Origin of the sequence: Microbacterium sp. BF1, assembly GCF_019279095.1 — a bacterium.
In the GTDB taxonomy this organism is placed as follows: Bacteria; Actinomycetota; Actinomycetes; order Actinomycetales; family Microbacteriaceae; genus Microbacterium; species Microbacterium maritypicum.
This window is the reverse complement of the sequence record NZ_JAGYWT010000631.1, coordinates 1-1,249: the sequence shown is the minus strand read 5'-3', so window position 1 is coordinate 1,249 and position 1,249 is coordinate 1. Positions and strand designations below refer to the sequence as shown.

1 protein-coding gene is annotated in these 1,249 nt (G+C 70.1%); it reads right to left on the bottom strand.

Annotation, left to right across the window (positions count from 1 at the left end):
* Positions 1–1,249 (bottom strand): hypothetical protein (locus KZA10_RS15585; protein ID WP_218683341.1); only part of this gene is annotated, 1,249 nt, incomplete at both ends.

The window sequence follows — 1,249 nt, the reverse complement described above, 5'->3', positions numbered from 1 at the left end:
ACCAGGCCGCGCGGCACGCGGAGAGAGCGCCGACCGAGGAGACGATGCTCCCCTCTCTCGCTTCGAGCCGATCCAGTCTGCCGCGCACCGCCCTCGCCCACGCCGTCGCACCCGAGAGCTCGAACAGCCGTTCGGCGTACTGGAGGTGGATCCTCGCCGAGGAGTGATCGTCGCGAATCGCATGCTGTGTTCCGAGCATCGTCTCCACTCGCGCCCTGGCGAACGGCGAGGTCAACGTGCGTGCGATGTCGCGGACCTCATCGCTCTCGGCACGCCACCGCCCGTCGCCTGCCGTCGCGACACGGACCCGCAGGCGCTGGGCGAGCGCGATCTCCGGAGGCTCGATGGACGCCTCCGTCGTGGTGCGACCGGCAGAGATGAAGGCCAACTCGTCCAAACCCGGTACCGCCATCGTGGTCTGCGGCCCACCGAGATCGGACCACAGCCGAACCGTGGCGGCGGCATCGTCGAACGAGCCGGCGAGGAATGACTGGATGCCGCGGTCCACGAGGAGGTCGATCTTCGCTCCCCCGGGCAGGGCGACGGTGAGTGATCGGGCGAAGGGTCCCAGCTCGCCGAGCACCGCCAGGTCGAGGCGTCTGGCGAGCACCACTCCCAATCCGGCAAAGGGCATCGCGATCGGAAAGGAGAGCGCCGCCTGGATCAGCCGGTCCCGCGCGACACCGATGTCGCCCCGCCACACGAGCAGCAGTACCTCGACGACGGCGCGATACGCCTGAACGACCGGGCTGTGCTCGTATCCCGGCACGAACGGGTCGGGCTCGCCGGACAACGCCGATTCGTCGGTCGCGATGAGACGCAGCGCCAGATCGACGTCCCCCTCCACGGCGGCGCGCAGGGTGCGCAGCATCCCGCCGCTCACCGGGCCGGACCCCGCGACTTGTTCGATGTCGTGGTCCCCCACGAGGAGCCAGCTCAGCGCCACCACGGGATCCCTCAGCTCATGCTCGGCACCGATCCGGGATGCGCCGTCGCGGAGCGCGTCGAGCCACGTGCGCATACCGCGACGGTCGCCGCGTTCGGCGCAGAGTATCGCGACGAGGGCGGCCGCCCTGGTCCAGTGATGCCAGTCGTCCTCGTCAGGTGTCTCCGGCCGCAGCGACGTCGGATCGATCTCGGGAACAGCACCCTGCACGACGGTCTGGGCGACGATCAGCGCCCCCAGACCTGCCAACCGGTATCGCTCGGTACCGTGCGGGTACAGTGCCCCCAGCCACGCGGCCGCCTC